Here is a 17,444-nt window from a genome sequence, read left to right as displayed (position 1 = left end):
GCCGATAATTGCTGTGGAACCAGACCGGCATCCCATCAACTGCCACTTCTCGGGGCTGTGCCGCCCAGAACCGGAACCTTGTTGGCTATGAAGACGACGGTGAACGAGACCACCAGCAGCAGAATGCCAAGCACCGAAATAGCTCCGTAGTCGCCGCTTTCGTTCAGGTCATAGATGATGACGGAGACCAGTTTGGTCTGCGCCGTCGTCAGCAGGACCGTCGCCGACAACTCCCGGATGGTGCCGATGAAGACGAAACACCAGGCCGCGATCAGGCTCGTGCGCAGCAGCGGCGCGGTGATCCGCCAGAGGGTCTTCAAGCGGGTGGCGCCGAGAATGCGGCTGGCTTCCTCCAGCTCCGGATGCACGCCATGGAAGGCCGATGACAGTTGCTGGTAGCCGGCTGGAAGCTCGATCGTCAGGAACGCGATGAGCAGTATCCAGAGCGTGCCGTAGAGGCCGAATGTCGGATTGGCATAGGCGAGGAAAAGCCCGACGCCGAGCACAATGCCCGGGATCGCAATCGGCGCGGTTGCCAGCATGCCGAGCAGCGAGGCGCCCGGCACGGCATGGCGCGCAACCAGATAGGATACGATAAGCGCTATGCCCGTCGCGATCGTTGCCGTCGCCAAGCCCAGGATCAAGGTGTTCCAGATGGCGAGCTGCGTGCTGGAGAATTCGAAAAGCACGAAATGGAAGTTGTGGAGGGTCAAGGAATTCCAGCTGAGCGGTTCGGAGATGTTGTGGGTCAGAGCCACCTTGAGCAAGGCCAGATAGGGAAACAGGATCGTCACGCAGAGGATGAACAGCACGTATGCACCCGCCAGCCATTTCCAGTTGCCCAGCTTCACACGCCGGGGGGTGCCGCTCTTGCCACCGAGCACGGTATAGCCACGCCGTCCGAGCAGCCATCTCTGCCCCCAGAGCAAGAGCATCGTCACCACAAGCAGAGGCACGGCACTCGCTGCCGCAAGGTCAAGCCGGGGAGGAAACTGGAAGAAGCTCCAGATCTTCGTAGTGAGAACGTGGAATCCCGCCGGCAGCGCCAGGATCGCCGGCGAACCGAACATGGTGAAGGCCTGGACGATGGCGACCAGAGTTCCGGCGAGCATCGCCGGCAGCACCATGGGCAACGTCACCCGCCGCAATGTGGTGCCTGGCTTGCCGCCGAGGATCGCAGATGCTTCCTCGAGATCGGAAGGCACCTTGTCGAAGGCGTTGGCAACGAGCGTGAAGACGAAGGGGAACGAATAACAGGTGATCGCGAACACCAGTCCGGTGAAGGTGTAGATGTTGAACAGAGCCTGCGATTGATCGAGGCCAAATGCCCAGCGGTAGATATTGTTGAGAATGCCGCTGTTGGGTGCGGCCAGCATCGCCCAGGCAATAGCGCCCAGGAATGGCGGCGTCACAAAGGATGCCGTCACCAGGCTGCGGACCAGGCGCTGTCCCGGCATATCAGTGCGTGCGACAAGCCAGGCCAACGGCGTGGCCACCAGGCAAGAAAACAGGCCGACACAACCGGCCATACCCAGCGATATGAGGAAGGCCCGGCGAATTGTGGCATCGGTAAAGAGGCGAGCCAGGTTCGCCAGGGTTGGTGAACCGGCCTTGTTGGTCAGGGCGTAGTATCCCAGCCAGAACAATGGCAGCAGGACCAGCACGCACAGGACGAGCGCAAGAAAAACGAAAAGCGGTGTCGACAAATCGAACCTGCCGAGGTGTCGCCTGTTGGCGGAATCGGGGGACAATGCAGCGATGGTCACCTGGTCACCTCTGGGTTGATCCGATGTCGGCGAAACATCCGCCGGACTGGCTCGGGATCTCGCGATGTCGCCGGCGGCGACATCGCCTGATCTTCCACTCCGCCGCCTAATCCGTGGGCGGCGCCGAGCCGCTTCTTAGGTGCCGAAATACTCTTCGTACTTCTGCTTGATCTCTTCCACGGCATCCCGAACGCTGGACGGATCGGAATCGAGAAGCTTGATCTGCGAGAGCGGCGTGCGGTTGGATTTCTCCTTCACATCAGGGCGAACCGAACGCAGACCACCGAAATCGTCATTCAACTGCTGTGCTTCCTGCGAGAACATGAAGGAGTAGAACAGCTTGGCTGCGCTCGGATGAGGAGCGTAAGCCAGGATCGCGGCGTTGCCATAAGCAATCGAGGTTCCCTCCGCCGGGTAGACTGCTTTGATCGGCACGCCTTTGTCCTGGAGGATGAACACGTTGTACTCGTTGCCGTCCGCTTGGATCGGACGCTCGCCCTGGGCGAGAACCTTCGGCGGCTCCGTCGAGGACTGAACCTGCATCACCCCCTGCTTGCCCAATTTCTCGAAATAGTCCCAACCGAGAAGCTGGCTAAGAGCATAGGTGGCAGTCATCACGTTGCCGCTGTAGCCGGGGTGCGACTTCACCAGCTTGTCCTTGTATTTGGGATCGAGCAGATCGGTCCAGGTCTTTGGCGCGTCCCCTTCCTTGACCATGTCGGTCCGGTAGGCGATCACCGTCAGCGTGGCGCGGAAAGCGGCGTACAGGCCATCGGGATCACGATCCCTTTCCGGCCACATCTTGGCGACATCCTCCGGAACAGCCGGCGTCAGCCAATTCTGATCCTTGAACGTCAGGAAGTGGGATGCGTCGGAGGTCTCGATGACGTCGGCATTGTGGATGCCGCTCGAATACTCCTGACCTATGCGCTGGAAGACGCGCTCCGAACCGGCCCTTTCCACGTGGACCTTGATGCCCGGATAGTGCGCCTCGAATGCGGCGCCCAGTTTCTCGGCGACCTGGACGTCGGTGGAGGTGTAGTAGACGACCGACGCTTCCTTGATCGCGGCGGCAACGAGCTCGTCGGTGACCTTGTAGGGCTCGGGCGGGGCTGCCCATGCCATCTGCCCCCATGTCAACGCCGCGAAGAGCGCGCCTGCTGCGACTTTCCTGTTGGACATTCTCTCTCTCCCTAGTGTGCGAGCGCCCGGCAACGATCAGGTGGGCAATGAAGCCAAATTTGCTGGTTTTCCGGGACCGCGACATCGACAGGCGCGATCGCCCGCACGGTTTCGCCACCTGATAGATTGACAAGATAATCGCGATGCGACCCGAGATAGACTTGGCGCACGACCTTTCCGGTGGCCCAGTTGCTCGGATCGCCCGTCGGTTTCTCGTTGGTGAGATGCAGATCGTGATGGCGCACGGATATGGCGGTCTGGCCACTGGCGGCATAGTCGCCGCTGCCACAGCGCAGCACCAGACCGTTGCCGCAATCGACGGCGTCCGTTCCGACCCGATTGCCCTTGAAGATGTTGGTGCCGCCGATGAATTGCGCGACAAATTCCGATCGAGGCCGCTCGTAAATATCCTCTGGCGAACCCGCCTGTTCGACATTGCCCTGGTTCATCACCACGATGACATCGGCGGCGGTCATGGCCTCCGTCTGGTCATGCGTGACATAGACGGTCGTGTAGCGGAACTCGTCGTGAAGGCGGCGGATTTCAAATCGCATCTCCTCGCGAAGATTGGCGTCGAGGTTGGAAAGCGGCTCGTCGAGGAGCAGCGTCTCCGGCTCGATGACGAGGGCTCTCGCCAGGGAGACACGCTGTTGCTGACCGCCTGACAACTCGCCCGGATAGCGCTCAGCCAGACTTTCGAGCTTGGTCGCCTGGAGGATGCGACCTGTCTTAGTCTGTATGTCGGCCTTGCCCATGCGACGAAGCCGCAAACCGTAGGCGATGTTCTCGAACACAGTCATATGCGGCCAGAGCGCATAGCTCTGGAAGATCATCGACATGTTGCGTGCTTCCGGCGGTTCGCTGGCGTGCGGCGACGACACGACACGGCCACCGACGCGGATTTGACCATCCGACGGCTGAACGAAACCGGCCACCAAACGCAGGGTCGTGGTCTTGCCGCAGCCCGATGGCCCGAGCAGGCACACCAGCTTTCCCTTTTCGATGGCGAGATCGACGCGGTTGACCACCGTCAACTTGCCGTAGCGCTTGGTCAGCTTGTCGAGTTCCACAAAGGCCAAAGGGTCCTCCCGAACATTTCCTCACAAACGCGATGCGCTTGTGCCTCCTGCTAAAGTTCCGTCTAATTTTGTCAATTGTCAACAATTAACTGACGACTATCTGCACGATGTAGAAATGCTGTGATGCCTTTCGGCCCGGAAATAGGGCTGAAATGCCTATCCGACAGCCGTCATCAACCCGCAGAAAACGACCGATCCGACGATCATCAGCGTCAAAGGCCCGAGGCGAACCATCCGCGCCGCAACAGCGACCATGATGGCCACGCACCAGGCAATCCATCCGCCTTTCGCATTGCTCAGGAGAGTGAACACGCTTGACAGGACCAGGCCGGCGGCAGGCGGTGCCAGGCCATAAATCAGAGCCCCTTGCCATGCCGCGTTGGGGCGGCTGTGCCAGAAATGCGCGACCACGATCACCAGCAGCGACGACGGCGCAAAAATCGCAATCGTCGAAACGATCGCGCCCGCCCATCCAGCAAGATGCCAACCCATCAGGGTGACGATCAGCGTGCCCGGTCCGGGCGCAACGCGGGAGATGGCAAACATGTCGAGGAAGCTCTTGTTAGTCAACCAATGCCGGTTGTCGACAACGCTGTGTTGCAGTTCGCCCAGAATGGAGGCCCCGCCGCCGATGGCCATCAAAGACATGGGCGCGAAGACCAGAAACAGACTGACGAGAAGATTATCGTCTTTCATGCCGGTTTCTTACAAAGCCGACGCCGATGCCGATGGGTGCGAGCACCGCCACCACGGCAAGAGCCGAGAAATGAAAGGCCGTCGCGCCGATCAGCGTGCATGCGAAGAGGGCTATTGAAACAACGTCGACGCAGGCATAGCGCATGGCAAGGTAGCCGACCGACAGCGAGAACCCGGACGCCGCAACCGCGAGACCCACGAGCATCGCGCCGATCACAGGATCGGGGCTGAGCCTCAGCACGATGTTTCCTATCAGGACAATCGCGACAGCAGGTGGCAGCACCACCGCTGCCAGCGCAACCACGGCTCCAACAACACCGCGACATTGAAACCCGAGCCAGAGCGCCAGGTTTGCAACATTGACGCCAGGTAGGGACTGGCTGAGCGCAAGGCCGGACAAAAACTGCTTGTCGGTGAACCAGCGCCGATTCACCACGAACTCGGTGTGCATCATACCGTTCACACCACCGCCGATGCTGGTGATGCCGAGCTTGGTGAATGCCAGGAAGAGATCGAGGAGGCTTGGCGGCGGCAACGCATCTGTCGTCGGCGGGACGTCCATTTGGTCCATGAAACCTCCGATTGTCGTGCTTTCACCCGAGAACGCCCGTGATCGCGATCAGCGACGCACTGTATTCTGTTGACAGTTTGCAGTAAATAGTAGATCATGATGTCATGAGGGCCGAGCTTGAATTTCTTCAGAACCATTCCCTGACGAGCGTCCTGCGGCGCGAGTTAGAGACCCTCATCCTGTCGGGGGAATTCGCCCCGGGCGAGCGATTGAACGAGAACTCGCTGGCGATCCGTTTCTCGGTAAGCCGCGGCCCGATCCGTGAAGTTTGCCGCGCACTTGCCGAAAAAGGCTTGCTCGAACTCGTGCCCAATCGAGGCGTGTTCATGCGCAGGATTGGCGAGGAACAGGCCGCGGAACTCTACGATGTGCGCGCCGGTCTGTTTGCATCAGCGGCGCGACTTCTGGCCACGAAAGTCACGGCGGAGCAGATTTCGGAACTCGAGAGCTTGCTGGATCGCATGGAAGAGGCGGCCATCGCCCATTCGCTCGATGATTATTACCCGATCAATCTGGCGTTCCACGATTCCATCCTGCGCTTTGCAGGAAACAGCCGGTTGCACAAAGCCTATTCCGAACTCGTCAAGGAACTGCACCTGTTTCGGGAGCGCGCCTTGCTGCAGGGTGGCGGCCTGATCGTATCCAATGTCGAGCATCGCCGCATCGTTGCAGCATTGCGTGAAGGCGACGCCGCCGCAGCCGTGGAAACAGCCTTCCTTCATGTGCTCAGCGGCAAGGGCCGCATGACCTTGCCCGCGTCGGCCGATCCGACGCATGCGATCGGCAAAGCTGGCAAAACCAGGGATATCGCATGAACGACGCTCGGGAACTTGAGGGCCGCGTCGCCATCGTGACCGGAGCGGGACGCAATATCGGCCGCGTGATGGCGCTGGAACTGGCTCGTGCCGGAGCTGCGGTGGTCGTCAACGCACGTACGTCGCACGCTGAAGCCGAATCCGTCGTCAATGAGATCATCGCTGCCGGAGGCAGGGCCGCGGCCGTCCTCGCCGACGTCGTCGACCCGAATGCCGTTGACGCGCTGATCGGCGCGACGGTCCGGCAGTTCGGCGGCATAGACATTCTCGTCAACAGTGCTGCCGTGCGACGCGAGACGGCCTTTGCAGATCTGAGTTTTGTCGAGTGGCGCGAGGTGCTTTCGATCATTCTCGATGGCGCGTTCCTGACCGCCCATGCGGCGCTCCCGTACCTTAAGAAATCGGGACAAGGCGTGGTGATCAACATCGGCGGCCTGTCGGCTCATACCGGCGCGAGCGGCCGCGCGCATGTCATTGCGGCGAAGGCGGGTCTGGCCGGGTTAACGCGGGCGCTCGCCCATGACCTTGCCGGTGAAAGCATCACCGTGAACTGCGTTTCGCCAGGCATGATCGACACCCAGCGTGCCGGCGAGGAACCCTCTCATCATGCCGGGAAACTGCCGCCTGCCAGGCGGCGCGGAACGCCGGAGGAAGTTGCATCGCTCGTGCGCTATCTCTGCGGACCGGCGGCTCGTTACATCACCGGCCAGACCGTCCACGTCAATGGCGGTGCCTTCATGGCGTAATCCACGCCAGACCGCTAAGCATGCCGGTGCGCCGCGCGATGCTCAGCAACGATCCAGGGAGATCAAATGATGGACGTTACAGCCATACTGGCGCGCTATGTCGTGTCGGCATCCGCGGACAGCGTACCCACGAACGTCAGGCGCGAGGCAGTGCGCTCGTTCCTCAACTGGACCGGCTGCGCGGTTGGCGGCTCGCAGCACCCAAGCGTCGACATTGCCCTAGGCGCAGTGTCGCCTTTCGCCGGCAAGGATCAAGCAGCGATCCTCGGCCGCCGCGAACGGCTGGACGCCTTGAATGCCGCTCTCATCAACGGCATCGCCAGCCACGTTTTCGATTTCGACGATACCCATCTGAGGACCATCATCCACCCGGCAGGGCCGGTCGCTTCGGCGATTCTCAGCCTCGCGCAACTGCAGCCGACGAGCGGCCGTGATCTCCTGCATGCCTTCATCCTTGGCGTCGAGGTCGAATGCCGCATCGGCAATGCCGTCTATCCGGCGCACTATGACATCGGCTGGCATATCACGGGAACGGCCGGCGTTTTTGGCGCGGCGGCCGCCGCCGGGCGCCTGCTTGGCCTCAATGAGCAGCAGATGATCTGGGCGCTCGGCATCGCCGGCACGCAGTCTTCCGGTTTTCGCGAGATGTTCGGGACCATGTGCAAGAGCTTCCACCCCGGCCGGGCGGCGCAAAATGGCCTGTTCTCCGCTCTACTGGCGCAACGCGACTTCACCTCGTCAAACCGCGTGCTCGAGGCGCCGCGCGGTTTCGCCCATGTCATGTCCACAGAGCGGAATTTCGATGAGATCACCAAAGGTCTGGGCGACGGTTTCGAGATCGGGCTGAACACCTACAAGCCGTTCGCTTGCGGCATCGTCATCCATCCGATCATCGACGGCTGCGTGCAGTTGCGCAACGAATACGGGCTGAAGGCCGGCGAGATCGAAAGCATTGAGTTGGAAGTCGATCCGCTGGTGCTTGAATTGACCGGCAAGAAAACCCCGCAGGTCGGCCTTGAAGGCAAATTCAGTGTCTACCACTCGGCGGCGGTCGCCATCATCGAAGGCCGCGCCGGCGAGGCAGAGTACAGCGATGCGAGCGTGTGCGATCCCCAGGTCATCGCGCTGCGTGATCGCGTCAGCGCGGTGGCATCACAAGGCGTTGCCGAAGACGAATGTCACGTCACGATCAAGCTCAGGGATGGCCGTGTTCTCAAGCGACATGTCGAGCATGCGATCGGCAGCCTGGCGCGGCCGATGACCGACGATGACCTGAACGCAAAGTTCGGTGGGCTTGCCGAACCGGTTCTGGGCGCAAGGGCGGCGGCGCGCTTGCGCGATCTGTGCTGGGATATCGAGAGCCTCGACGATACCGCCGTCATCGCCAAGGCCGCGACGCCGGCAGCCTAGGCGCAAGCGACGGCACGGGCAGGTTGCCGACGAGGCAGCCTGCCGTCCTGGCTCTAAGCCAGCGTGATTGATCTAAAAATCAGAGCGCGGCGACGATTGCCTTGCCGCACTCGACAGTGTTCGCTGTGCCGCCGAGGTCCCGTGTGCGCAGCGATGGCTCGGCCAGAACGGTCTCGATGGCCGAAACAATTCCGGCAGCCGCCTCAGGCTGTCCGAGGTGATCAAGCATCATCGCAGCCGACCAGATCTGTCCAACCGGATTTGCGATCCCCTGCCCGGCAATGTCCGGTGCCGAGCCATGAACCGGCTCGAACAGAGACGGAAAATTGCGGTCCGGATTTATGTTGGCGCTCGGCGCGATGCCGATCGTTCCCGTGCAGGCGGGGCCGAGATCGGAAAGGATGTCGCCAAAGAGGTTCGATGCGACGACCACGTCGAACCAGTCGGGGTGAAGGACGAATTGAGCCGTCAGGATATCGATGTGATATTTGTCCCAGCGCACGTCGGGGAAAGCCTTGGCCATCTCCTCCACGCGTTCGTCCCAATAGGGCATGCTGATCGAGATGCCGTTAGACTTGGTCGCCGAGGTCAGGTGTTTGCGCTTGCCCTTGGCGGCAAGCTCGAATGCGAACTTCAGCACGCGATCGACGCCGATACGCGTCATCACCGTTTCCTGCACCACCACTTCGCGCTCGGTACCCGGGAAGATACGGCCGCCGATCGATGAATACTCACCTTCGGTGTTTTCGCGCACGACCCAGAAATCGATATCGCCAGGGCCGCGACCGACGAGCGGGCTCCGCACGCCGGGCATCAGGCGCACAGGCCGAAGATTGACATATTGATCGAATTCGCGCCTGAACTGGAGAAGCGACCCCCACAGCGACACATGATCAGGCACGCCGGCTGGCCAGCCGACGGCGCCGAAGAAGATCGCGTCGTGCGATCCGATCTTGTCCTTCCAGTCTTCCGGCAGCATGCGGCCGTGGCGGGCATAATAATCGTAAGAAGCGAAATCGAACCAGTCGAACGACAGCCCGATGCCGAACCGCGACGCGACCTTTTCCAAAGCGCGCACGCCCTCGGGTACGACTTCCTTGCCGATCCCGTCGCCAGGGATGACCGCGATGCGGAAACTGTTGGATTGTGTCATTTTGCTTTCCAGGATGATCGGCGAAAACTGCTCAGGCTGCGGCCTCTACGTGCTGCATGCCCTTTCGGCGCGCAAGCTGGGCCGCGAGTTGAATGGCGCTCTCCAGCGCGCCTGTCGACGCGGTACCTTTGCCAACGATGTCGAAGGCGGTGCCGTGCGCCGGCGTGGTGAATACGGTCTCCAGACCCGCCGTGACGGTCACACCACGGTTGAAGCCGCGCAGCTTGGTCGCGATCTGCCCCTGGTCGTGGTACATGGCGACCACGCTGTCATATTCGCCAGCGAAGGCCTTGATGTAGATGGTGTCGGCGGGGAAAGGCCCCTTGCAATCGATGCCTGAGGCCGCGGCGGCGTTGACCGCCGGTCCGATCAGGTCGATCTCCTCACGGCCGAACAGCCCGTTCTCACCGGCATGAGGATTGAGCGCCGCAACGGCGATGCGCGGCTTCTCCACACCAGCGCGCTGCATGGTGCGATTGACCAGTTCGATCGCCTCGATGATGCTGTCATGCGTGATCTGATCGAGCGCCGTGCGCAGCGACACGTGCGAGGTGACGCGCGACATCCATTGGCCGTCGAGCACGTTCATCTCGGAGAAATAGCCTTTGTGGCCCAATAGATCGGCAAACATCTTGTGCTCGTCGGGAAACTTCCAGCCGCCGGCATGAAGCGCTGCCTTGTTCAGCGGCGCAAAGGTGATGCCATCGACGTCACCTTTCATCGCCAGCCGCACCGCCTCGGCCAAGGTGTCGCCAGTCAGCTTGCCGGACTCCGGTGAAACAATGCCGCGCGGCAAGGCCTCGGGATCGATGTTGCCGAGATCGATGAGAGGCGTTCCGGCTGCATCCCAGTCGACGGATGCGACATCCGGCACGGTCTTGATGGCAAGGGATACGCCGGCGTCGCGAGCCCCCATCTCCAGGACTCGCCGGTCCCCCAGAACGACAAGGCGCGCCACATCGGAGAGCCTGCCATCCGACAGCACGCGGGCGACGAGTTCGGGGCCGATGCCTGTCATGTCACCGGGCAGCAAGGCGAGACGAGGCAGGGATGAGGCACTCTTGCGCGCGGATCTATCTTGATTTGCCATGGATATGCCCTTCGGCTCGACGGTGGTGAGGCCACCCAATATCGGCCGCGCAAGCTTGGCTTCGTGACCCTTATGAGGTGATGTTGCGCCGCATCCAAAAAAAGTCAACTGAAAATTGTTGACAATCTTCAATTTGAGAGGAAGACTTAGGACGACCTTTTTGGAGAAGCACCATGGACACCCAGCACACCTCGGACACTGCATCCTCTATGCCGCCACTGGAAGAGAAGCATGGCAGCTTGATGGAGGGGTTCTCCTACAGGACGGTGAAGACCAGGGGGGCGGAGATCAATGTCGCCGTTGCGGGATCAGGCCCGCCTTTGCTGCTGGTGCACGGCAACCCGTTGACGCATGTCAGTTGGCATCGGATCGCGCCTTCCCTGGCAAAATCCTTCACGGTGGTGGCCATCGACCTGCGCGGCTATGGCGACAGTTCGAAACCCGATGGCGGCGAGGACCATGCCGCCTACAGTTTCCGCGCCATGGGCGAAGACGCCTTCGATGTGATGAGCGAACTCGGATTTGAGAAGTTCGCGCTTGCCGGCCACGACCGCGGCGCACGTGTCGGCTTTCGCATGGTGCTCGACCAGCCCAACAGGATCACGCGCTTCTGCGCGCTCGACATCATCCCCACCTACCATCTTCTCACCAACGTCACCCTCGGCTGGGGGCTGGAGAGCTACCATTGGTTCTTCATGGCGCAAAAGGCGCCCTTCCCCGAGAAGCTGATCTGTGCCGATCTCGACTATTACATCAACTACAAGCTCAACAAGAAAGGCGTGGGCCTGGAGATATTCTCGCCCGAAGCGTTCAAGGAATATGCCCGCTGCACGACGCCCGAACAGATCCACGCGGTGTGCGAGGACTATCGCGCGACGGTGACGCTCGACCTCGCCATGGACACGGCCGATTTCGGCAAGAAGAAGATCAAGTGCCCGGCGATGGTGATCTGGGGTAGCAACAGCCATGTCGGCCGTCATCTGACGCCGATTGAAGCCTGGGAACCCTGGGCACCTGACTTGAGGGGCTGGGCTATCCCGACCGGTCACTATCCGGCCGAGCACCGCCCAGACCTGGTCTATGAAAGCTTCTGGACCTTCTTCAACGGCGGTGAACCGATCCCCTATCGTTCCTGATACGGCCTCCTGACTTCTTGCGTCAGGGTTTGTGCTCTGACGCCCTTCTCCCGATAGTCTGACAAGTCGGCGATCCAGTCCGTAGCCCCAGGGGCTTCTGGTGCGTAAACTCTCACTTTCGTGTAAAACGTATTTCGCGTAATCGTGAACATCCACGACTTCAATCGGGTGCCCTGCTCGCAGCTGTCAAAGGCGTTAAGTGCCTTGACTAAGGTTTCCTGAACGAGGTCGTCGGCATCGTTCGGGGCTCGGTAGAATGTGTGCGCAAAGCCCGCAATGCGGGGATGAGTTGCACAATGGAATCATCGTCTCGTTCACCAGAACCCGTGCTAAGGTCGTCTTTCTGCGTTTGAATGGGGCTAATACCCGGAAGGTAGAAGGTATAAGGGCTCTTGCAGGCAAAACTCTGATCTCGTCATATGTCGATGTGACGGGCCCGTAACCCAGCGCCCAACCGTGATTTCGAGGCCCTTCACTGCTGTGCTGGTGTGCAGTCCGGAATTATCTGTCGCTGTCCGGAATTAAGCCGATCTTCGGAGGTCGTCGCCGCGCTCGTGCAAAAGCTTGAGCGCATCGCTGCCGCACGACACGACACGAAGCGTGGTCTCGATCCGAGAAAGACGAATGCTGCCAACGCCATTGGTAACGGCAGCGCAATTCTGGAGGAGGTGGCAAAGCGCGCGAAGCGAGGTGTTCTCACCGTAGATAACAATCGCTTCGTAGGCGTCGGCTCCCTCAACGTTGTTTTCGGCGCCGATCCTTATGCAGTCCTCCCGCGTCGGCTGCCCGATCTCGAAACGCATGCCGATACGGCTTTCGATCTAATCCATAGCATGGGTATCACGCCTCGTGCCCGCTAACCGATGAGTGTTGCCGGCGAGCAGTAAAGCGAAGCCGCATCGCTCCTGAAGATGCAGCAGCTCCCGCAAAACAGTGGGTGTGAAGTTCTGATATTCGTCCACGAGCAACGGACGCGTCGGGCCGCATCGGGCGCCCAAAAAATTTCATGCAATCCTTGGCAAGGTCATATGTGTGCTTGCTGCCCCTTTGGACGCCGTACGCGTCATGCAGCATCAGGAACATCGGCCTGATAGCCTTGGTATGCTGCGCAACTTCACAATAGGCAGCTCCGCTTTGGCCGGCTATCCAGTTGAGCGCTACAGTCTTTCCGAGTCCGGCTTTGCCGACCGCAAGCACCGGATATCGGATCTTGACCGCCGTATCGAACGCAGCCCGCACGGTGAGCGCAGCCCGGGTTTCAACGAATATCGTCATCCGACGATCCTCTTCACCAAGTCCATCTGAGCGGCCATGCGCTCGTCCTGTTCGCGCCGGCGCTCTTCAGGAATCAACGGCTTCTTCGGCATCAGAATCCGCGCCGGCCGCTGAGACGGGTCGAATGATACTTTGCCCGCCGGCTCGTTGGGGATGACTTCAGGTTGATCCTGACCAAGCGCCATCAGCCGAGCTGCAACATCGATTTTCGGGACCGAGCGGCCCATCTGCACTATCGCATCGCGGTGCGCCTTTGCTCGTGCTGCCGTGCTTTGGGCGCCACGATGATCAAGTGGATGAAGTGGGACATCGGGGGTTGCGATCCCGAGCCTTTTACCCTTCATGTCCAGCACAAGCAGCTCTGCCGGCGCATGATAGACCGGGTCGCAGACCAGCACCTTGTCGTGCGTGTACTGCCACAACTCTTCGCAGGACCACCGACGCCCACGGAGTTGGATCGCGCCTTGAATGACGGTGCGCTCGACCCGGCGCGCGACTGCAGCACGGACCTCGTCCCGGCTCATGGTGATTGCTGACCAGCCCGCAACCACGTGCTGTTGAAAAGTGGTGTTGGGCGAATGCCCCTTGAGGCCACTCTGCTTTCCCGTAGGCATGCTGTGATAGGCCTTCAGGAGACCGAAGAACGCGGGAATGAAATCTTCGAAGGTGCCATAGGGCGCAACCGTCCGGCCGATCGCTTCCTGGCGCTTGTTCATACGGTTGCCGGAAATCCAGCCCGGTAGCGTGCTCAGATAGCGTGACTCGAAGTCGCCGAACCAGCGTTCGATGGGCTTTGCCGAGGCGTTGTAGGGCAAGGCATTGACAACTCGCATCGAGCGACCCGGCCCATGGAACCCGGGCACCATCAGTGTCATGGCGTCGTCGAGGTACGTCGCGAACCCGTATTCCTTGCCGTTGTCGATATAGAGAGCTTCAGGCAGGCCGAAGGCTGGATGATCCACCATGGCCGCAAATACTTCGATCACATCACGGTTGTTGACGCTGCCGCGCGTGTCGAATGCGATCAAATCACACCAAACGCGGCCAGTCGCCCAGTCGAGGAACCCGATCAGCTTTGCAGTACAAATCGAGCCGTCCGCCCGCGTCAGGTGGATGTCGATCGGATGCACATCTCCGACGACCAATTCCATCGGGCGCATGCCTTCTATGGAGCGCCGCCCGCGCGGTCGGCTGTCCTCGTAACCTTTGCGGTTCGTGCGAAACTGATGGACCTTCCGATAATGCATCTCTTCCGAAACGAGCGTCCACGGGATCGAACAAGCTTGCTCAAAACTGGCTGGATCATTGGGGGCGGAATCCCCATGACCTAGTGGTCTCTGCCAGAAGGTTGCGAGCCAAGATTTTGACATGTCCCCAGGCTGCGCCGGCCGCCAAAAGGCCTCGAGTTTCCTGTTTTAGATCCTCTGCAATCTGGGCCTTGGTGACAGCGTCGAACGGTACCAAAGCATCCCATTGCCGACTGATGACGACGCGTTTCTTGCCTTGATCCGCTCTGCCGCGCCGCCCCCGGCTTGCAATCGGCTTCGGACGGTTTTGAGCCTGCGTTTCAATGGGCTTTAACCGGAGTTGCAACTCCGGTGGGAGGGAAGCCAAACTAACGAGATACTGCTTGCCCGCGTTGCCACCCTTGCCCTGAACGACGCGCACCTCCAGGGCGTGCCCCCGCCAGTTGCCGCGCTGGCAGGCCTTCCAAACCGCTTGTCGAGAGATTCCCGCCAAGCTGGCGAGCAGGTTGAGTGGAACGAACTCTTTCCTCGACATCGTGCGCTAGTCCCCAGCTGCAGAACGGAAACCACCGAGTAGCAGCTCGAGTTATATGTGTCGTGACACCCACGCCTTGCCGCCCTCGCCCGCTCAAGGGCGCCATTCGCTACCGAGAGCCCTTGCTGGGGACAGTGAAGGCGTAGAGCTGAATCTTAGTCGATAGGGCTGCTGCTTCGGTTACCAATCCTGGGTTTTTGGGGTTGACCTATCCGTTGCCGACCGCAAGCAGGTTGACCAATAGAGGCGCTTAACTTCCACGCTGATTCAACCACTTAACGCCAATCCAGAATTAGCTGTGATTGTGGCCATTGGTAAACCCGGTCTTTGGATCGGAAACCCCTATCCTCGACCTGAAAATCCTCTTGTTTTCAATCGTATAGGCTGAACGCCTGCGGCCCATAATTCCGGACTGGTAAACCCCATGAAATGCCAAATAATTCCGGACATCACAGCGGTCATGGGCCGGCTGCGTTCCTCACTGCCATTTATGCGACTTTCGAAGCACAAATGGCGAACATGTAGTGGCGGCCTTTGTGTTTTTGACGTCAACAGCACTGGCTCCTTCGGCTATCGGCGGGCGCGTGAATGACCGGAAGGGGACCGGAAGGGCGCCGAAAGCGGACTGGCAGCTTTCGGCGCCTGAACAATGACGGCGGACATGCGTACCGGATACGTAGCGACCCAGTTGGCGCCACGCGACAACGAGTTGATCGATGTCCGACAAGATTTAGAGCCTACTCAAAGGAGCATGCAGGCACTGCTCACAAAACGGAAATCATTCCGCCATCGACGTAGATGATCTGGCCGTTGACGTAATCCGAGGCGCGCGACGCAAGGAAGACGGCGGTGCCTATCAGCTCCTCCGGCTTGCCCCAGCGGCCGGCTGGGGTCCTTGCCTTCACCCAGGCGTCGAACTTCTCGTCGTTGACGAGGGCCTCGTTCATATCGGTCAGCATGTAGCCGGGGCCGATCGCATTGGCCTGGATGCCGGATTTCGCCCATTCGGCCGCCATGCCGCGCGTGAGCATCTTTATACCGCCCTTTGCAACGGTGTACGGGATGACGGTGGCGCGCGCGAGTTCGCTGGTGAGTGAGCCAATGTTGATGATCTTGCCGTGCCCGCGCGGGATCATGCGGCGTGCCGCTTCGCGCCCGACGAGAAAGGCGCTGGTCAGGTTGGTGTCGATCACGCGCTGCCAGTCGGCAAGCGACAGATCGACCATCGGCTGCCGGTGCTGGATGCCGGCATTGTTGACAAGGATATCGACCGCGAGCCCCTCAGCGTCGAAGCGGTCGAAGGCCTTTTTGACCGCTGCCTCGTCGGTCACGTCGAAAACGGCTTCGTGCACCTCGTTGCCGCCGGCGCGCATTTCGTGCGCGGCCTTCGAGAGGCCGGCGCCGGCACGGCCGTTGAGGACAAGCCGGGCACCGGCGGCGCCCAGCCCCTCCGCAATCGCGCGGCCAAGGCCCCGGGAAGAACCGGTGACGAGAGCGGTGGAACCGGAGAGATCGAACAGAGTCATATCAGTGCCTCACAGTTCGGATTTGCGGCAGATGAGGTCAGAGCGCTCGTATACCGCAGGAAGCAGGTCGACGCCGAGGCCAGGACCTTCCATCGGCAGCACATAGCCGTCCTTGATGGTTGGAACCACAGTGACCAGTTCCTTGTACCAGCCGTCGTAGAACGCCCGAACCGATTCCTGGATCAGCGTGTTGGGCTGGCTGAAGGACGCATGCACGGCGGCCGCGAAGCCGACCGGCCCGGTGCAGTCATGCGGGGCGAAGGGGCGGTGATAGGTGTCGGCGAGGGACGCGATCTTTCGCCCCTCCGTCAGGCCGCCGGTCCAGCACAGGTCGACCATCACGACATGAGTGGCGTCGCGATCGAGCATGTCCTTGTAGGGGAACCGCGTGCCGAGCGTTTCGCTGGCGCATACCCAGACATCGGTTGAGGCCGCATATTCCGCCAACGCCTGCGGAGAATTCATGCGGATGGGATCTTCATACCAGGTCGGCTGATAGGGCTCGAGCGCGCGAGCGATTGTCTTTGCTGTCGGCAGGTTCCATAAGGAGTGGAACTCGACCATGATCTCCATCTTGTCGCCGACCCGCTTGCGTATTTTCTCGAAGGGTTCGATCGCCTTTTTCATCTGCTCGGCGTTGATGAACATGCCGCGGTTTTCCTGCGCGGCCGGGTCGAACGGCCAGATCTTCATGGCTGTAATGCCACTTTCGAGCAGGTTCTCGGCCAGCGCTCCCGCATCGGTCATGAACGCTGCGAGATCTTCATAAGGACCCTCCTTGTTGCCGAGGTTCCAGGTGTCGACCGGGCGGATATTCTTGTTGCGCACGTAACCATACCCCGCACAGGTGTTATACACCCGCAGTCTGTCGGTGCAGGGGCCGCCAAGCATCTGATGCACCGGTTGATGGCAGACTTTGCCGAACAGGTCCCATAACGCGATGTCGATGGCAGAAGCGGCGCGATATTCGACGCCCGTCGATGCCTGCGCCATCGGCAGGTCGGTCATGATCCGATTGAGTGCTTCGATGCGCAGTGGGTCCTGTCCAAGAAGACGGCCCGCCAGCGTGTCGTGGATCTGAGCTTCCACCGCGCCGGCGCCATAGAAGGTTTCTCCCAACCCGATCGTGCCTTGGTCGGTGTGCACGCGCACCCACAGGACGTTGGAGAATTCCTCGGTGCGCAGGGTTTCAAGCGCAGTGATTTTCATGGTCGAAA

The 17,444-nt window shown here is 60.6% G+C and carries 17 protein-coding genes and 1 pseudogene; 5 read left to right on the top strand and 13 right to left on the bottom strand.

Annotated elements, in window-relative coordinates:
- Positions 1-35: 35 nt before the first annotated feature.
- From FJ979_RS14320 to FJ979_RS14300, 5 genes are all read right to left on the bottom strand, one after another.
- Positions 36-1,766 carry an iron ABC transporter permease gene (locus FJ979_RS14320; protein WP_224704889.1) on the bottom strand — a complete coding sequence of 577 codons (1,731 nt, stop codon included), beginning with the start codon at positions 1,764-1,766 and terminating at the stop codon, positions 36-38.
- A gap of 135 nt (positions 1,767-1,901) precedes the next feature.
- Positions 1,902-2,948: an extracellular solute-binding protein gene (locus FJ979_RS14315; protein WP_140560084.1), complete on the bottom strand. Its 1,047-nt coding sequence runs from the start codon at positions 2,946-2,948 to the stop codon at positions 1,902-1,904.
- 11 nt (positions 2,949-2,959) lie between these two features.
- A complete protein-coding gene (locus FJ979_RS14310; RefSeq protein ID WP_224704928.1) occupies positions 2,960-4,018 on the bottom strand; it encodes an ABC transporter ATP-binding protein in 1,059 nt (352 codons plus the stop codon).
- Between the two features lie 165 nt (positions 4,019-4,183).
- A complete protein-coding gene (locus FJ979_RS14305; protein WP_140560086.1) occupies positions 4,184-4,723 on the bottom strand; it encodes a chromate transporter in 540 nt (179 codons plus the stop codon).
- Entirely contained in the window at positions 4,710-5,294 is a 585-nt protein-coding gene (locus FJ979_RS14300) for a chromate transporter (protein WP_140581708.1), read from the bottom strand. Before FJ979_RS14300 ends, FJ979_RS14305 begins: the two co-directional genes overlap by 14 nt.
- A gap of 104 nt (positions 5,295-5,398) precedes the next feature.
- On the opposite strand from FJ979_RS14300, the gene FJ979_RS14295 reads away from it, so the two are divergent.
- The 3 genes from FJ979_RS14295 (at position 5,399) to FJ979_RS14285 (ending at position 8,265) form a co-directional block, all read left to right on the top strand.
- Complete coding sequence (locus FJ979_RS14295) at positions 5,399-6,109, top strand: FCD domain-containing protein (protein WP_140560088.1); 711 nt, start codon at positions 5,399-5,401, stop codon at positions 6,107-6,109.
- On the top strand, positions 6,106-6,855 hold the full coding sequence (gene fabG / locus FJ979_RS14290; RefSeq protein ID WP_140581705.1) for a 3-oxoacyl-ACP reductase FabG: 750 nt from the start codon (positions 6,106-6,108) through the stop codon (positions 6,853-6,855). Before FJ979_RS14295 ends, fabG begins: the two co-directional genes overlap by 4 nt.
- 66 nt (positions 6,856-6,921) lie before the next feature.
- Entirely contained in the window at positions 6,922-8,265 is a 1,344-nt protein-coding gene (locus FJ979_RS14285; RefSeq protein ID WP_140581703.1) for an MmgE/PrpD family protein, read from the top strand.
- Between the two features lie 79 nt (positions 8,266-8,344).
- On the opposite strand, the gene FJ979_RS14280 is transcribed toward FJ979_RS14285, so the two are convergent.
- Both FJ979_RS14280 and FJ979_RS14275 read right to left on the bottom strand, forming a co-directional pair.
- Entirely contained in the window at positions 8,345-9,418 is a 1,074-nt protein-coding gene (locus FJ979_RS14280; RefSeq protein ID WP_140560091.1) for a tartrate dehydrogenase, read from the bottom strand.
- Positions 9,419-9,449: 31 nt separating this feature from the next.
- A complete protein-coding gene (locus FJ979_RS14275; protein ID WP_140581700.1) occupies positions 9,450-10,508 on the bottom strand; it encodes a 4-hydroxythreonine-4-phosphate dehydrogenase PdxA in 1,059 nt (352 codons plus the stop codon).
- Between the two features lie 173 nt (positions 10,509-10,681).
- Between FJ979_RS14275 and FJ979_RS14270 the strand changes: the two genes are divergently transcribed.
- The gene (locus tag FJ979_RS14270) at positions 10,682-11,644 is read left to right on the top strand and encodes an alpha/beta hydrolase (protein ID WP_224704890.1); all 963 of its coding nucleotides are present in this window, start codon (positions 10,682-10,684) and stop codon (positions 11,642-11,644) included.
- Positions 11,645-11,763: 119 nt separating this feature from the next.
- Here the strand turns inward: FJ979_RS14270 and FJ979_RS33045 are convergent.
- Positions 11,764-11,942: pseudogene (locus tag FJ979_RS33045) on the bottom strand (sigma factor); the annotation flags it as partial.
- Between the two features lie 223 nt (positions 11,943-12,165).
- Positions 12,166-12,447 carry a hypothetical protein gene (locus FJ979_RS33040; RefSeq protein WP_224704891.1) on the bottom strand — a complete coding sequence of 94 codons (282 nt, stop codon included), beginning with the start codon at positions 12,445-12,447 and terminating at the stop codon, positions 12,166-12,168.
- Between the two features lie 262 nt (positions 12,448-12,709).
- Here FJ979_RS33040 and FJ979_RS14255 point away from each other — a divergent pair, with 262 nt between their 5' ends.
- Positions 12,710-12,949, top strand: coding sequence for a hypothetical protein (locus FJ979_RS14255; RefSeq protein ID WP_140581697.1), 240 nt, complete (start codon positions 12,710-12,712; stop codon positions 12,947-12,949).
- On the opposite strand, the gene FJ979_RS14250 is transcribed toward FJ979_RS14255, so the two are convergent.
- The 4 genes from FJ979_RS14250 to FJ979_RS14235 all read right to left on the bottom strand — a co-directional run bounded on the left by FJ979_RS14250 (position 12,916) and on the right by FJ979_RS14235 (position 17,436).
- Complete coding sequence (locus tag FJ979_RS14250) at positions 12,916-14,070, bottom strand: hypothetical protein (RefSeq protein WP_140581695.1); 1,155 nt, start codon at positions 14,068-14,070, stop codon at positions 12,916-12,918. The two genes, FJ979_RS14255 and FJ979_RS14250, sit on opposite strands and share 34 nt — an antisense overlap.
- 151 nt (positions 14,071-14,221) lie before the next feature.
- Entirely contained in the window at positions 14,222-14,701 is a 480-nt protein-coding gene (locus tag FJ979_RS14245) for a hypothetical protein (protein ID WP_140581692.1), read from the bottom strand.
- A 764-nt stretch (positions 14,702-15,465) separates the two neighbouring features.
- Positions 15,466-16,227: an SDR family oxidoreductase gene (locus FJ979_RS14240; RefSeq protein WP_140581690.1), complete on the bottom strand. Its 762-nt coding sequence runs from the start codon at positions 16,225-16,227 to the stop codon at positions 15,466-15,468.
- 9 nt (positions 16,228-16,236) lie between these two features.
- The gene (locus tag FJ979_RS14235; RefSeq protein WP_140581687.1) at positions 16,237-17,436 is read right to left on the bottom strand and encodes a mandelate racemase/muconate lactonizing enzyme family protein; all 1,200 of its coding nucleotides are present in this window, start codon (positions 17,434-17,436) and stop codon (positions 16,237-16,239) included.
- Between the last annotated feature and the right edge of the window lie 8 nt (positions 17,437-17,444).

This window comes from Mesorhizobium sp. B1-1-6, from assembly GCF_006443035.1.
Lineage (GTDB): Bacteria > Pseudomonadota > Alphaproteobacteria > Rhizobiales > Rhizobiaceae > Mesorhizobium.
The sequence above is the reverse complement of the archived record's forward strand: the minus strand, read 5'-3'. Positions and strand labels throughout refer to the sequence as shown.